This window comes from Streptomyces sp. NPDC059850, assembly GCF_042731515.1.
GTDB lineage: Bacteria > Actinomycetota > Actinomycetes > Streptomycetales > Streptomycetaceae > Streptomyces.
The window spans coordinates 1-1452 of sequence record NZ_JBHWJI010000155.1; the positions used below are offsets into that span (position 1 = coordinate 1).

Annotated in this window: 1 protein-coding gene; it reads right to left on the reverse strand. The window is 69.1% G+C overall.

The genetic code is table 11. The features are described from left to right. The coding region (locus ACFV9T_RS42715; RefSeq protein WP_385449288.1) for a condensation domain-containing protein at positions 1-1436 on the reverse strand (1436 nt) is incomplete at its 3' end. Positions 1437-1452 lie beyond the last annotated feature (16 nt).

Below are 1452 nucleotides of genomic sequence, written 5' to 3' on the forward strand. Positions count from 1 at the left end.
CGCTGCCACAGCGCGTAGTCGGCGTACTGCACCGGCAGCGGCGACCACCGCGGCACCTCACCCGCCACCCGCGCCTCATACGCGGCGGCCAGATCGCGCATCAGCGGGCGGGTTGAGGATCCGTCGCTGGCGATGTGGTGGACGAGGAGCAGGAGGGTGTGCTGGTCAGGTGCGGTTTCCAGGAGCGTGGCCCGTACGGGGATCTCGGTGGCAAGGTCGAAAGCATGGCGCGCGGCGGCGGCCAAGCGAGCAGGTACCTCGTCCTCGGCGACCGTGGCCACCTCCCACGGCACCTCCACGTCGTCCAGCACCACCTGATACGCGCCCTCGGCATCCTCCGCGAACACCGTCCGCAGACTCTCGTGCCGGGCCACCACATCGGCCAGGGCCGCGCGCAACGCTGGCTGGTCCAACTGCCCCGAAAGACGCAGCGCCAGCGGAATGTTGTACGTCGCGGACGGGCCCTCCAACCGGTGCAAGAACCACAACCGCTGCTGCCCGAACGACAACCCGACCCGCTCCGGCCGCCTCCCGGCCCGCAGCGCCGGACGCGTCCCACCTGCCTGATCGAGCACCCGGCTCAGCCCGGCAACGGTCGGATTCTCGAACAACTGCCGAATGGACACCTCAACACCCAGCACCGACCGCAGCCGCGACACCAACCGTGTGGCCAGCAGCGAATGACCACCCAGATCGAAGAACCCCTCATCAATCCCCACCCGGGACCGCCCCAGCACCTCACCGAACAGACCACACACGATCTCCTCACGCGGCGACCGCGCCACCCGCGAGCCCATCTCGTAATGTGCGGAGTCCGGAGCTGGCAGAGCCCGCCGGTCCACCTTCCCGTTCGGCGTCAACGGCACCGCATCCAGCACCATCACCACCGTAGGAACCATGTACTCCGGCAACCGCGAACGCGCCCCCTCACGCACCTCAGCCGCATCCACGACCGCACCCGGCTCCGGCACCACATACCCCACCAGCACACCCTCATCAACCACCGCCACCGCACGGCCCACACCCTCGACCGCCAACAACCCCGACTCCACCTCGCCCAGCTCGATGCGGAATCCCCGCACCTTCACCTGGGCATCCGAACGCCCCACATACTCCAGCGCGCCCCCGGCCTTCCACCGCACCACATCCCCCGTGCGATACATCCGACCCCCACCCCACGGACACGCCACAAAACGCTCCGCCGTCAGATCCGGCCGACCGTGGTAACCACGCACCACACCCGCACCCGCGATATACAGCTCACCGCGCACCCCGACCGGCACCGGGCGCAAGGCATCATCCAGCACGAACACCCGCGTGTTCGCCAGCGGACGGCCGATCGACACCTCCGGCCCCGACACCCGCGCACTGGTCGACCACACCGTGGTCTCGGTCGGCCCGTAGACGTTCACCACCGACGCCAACCCGTCCGCCATCGACGACGCCACATCA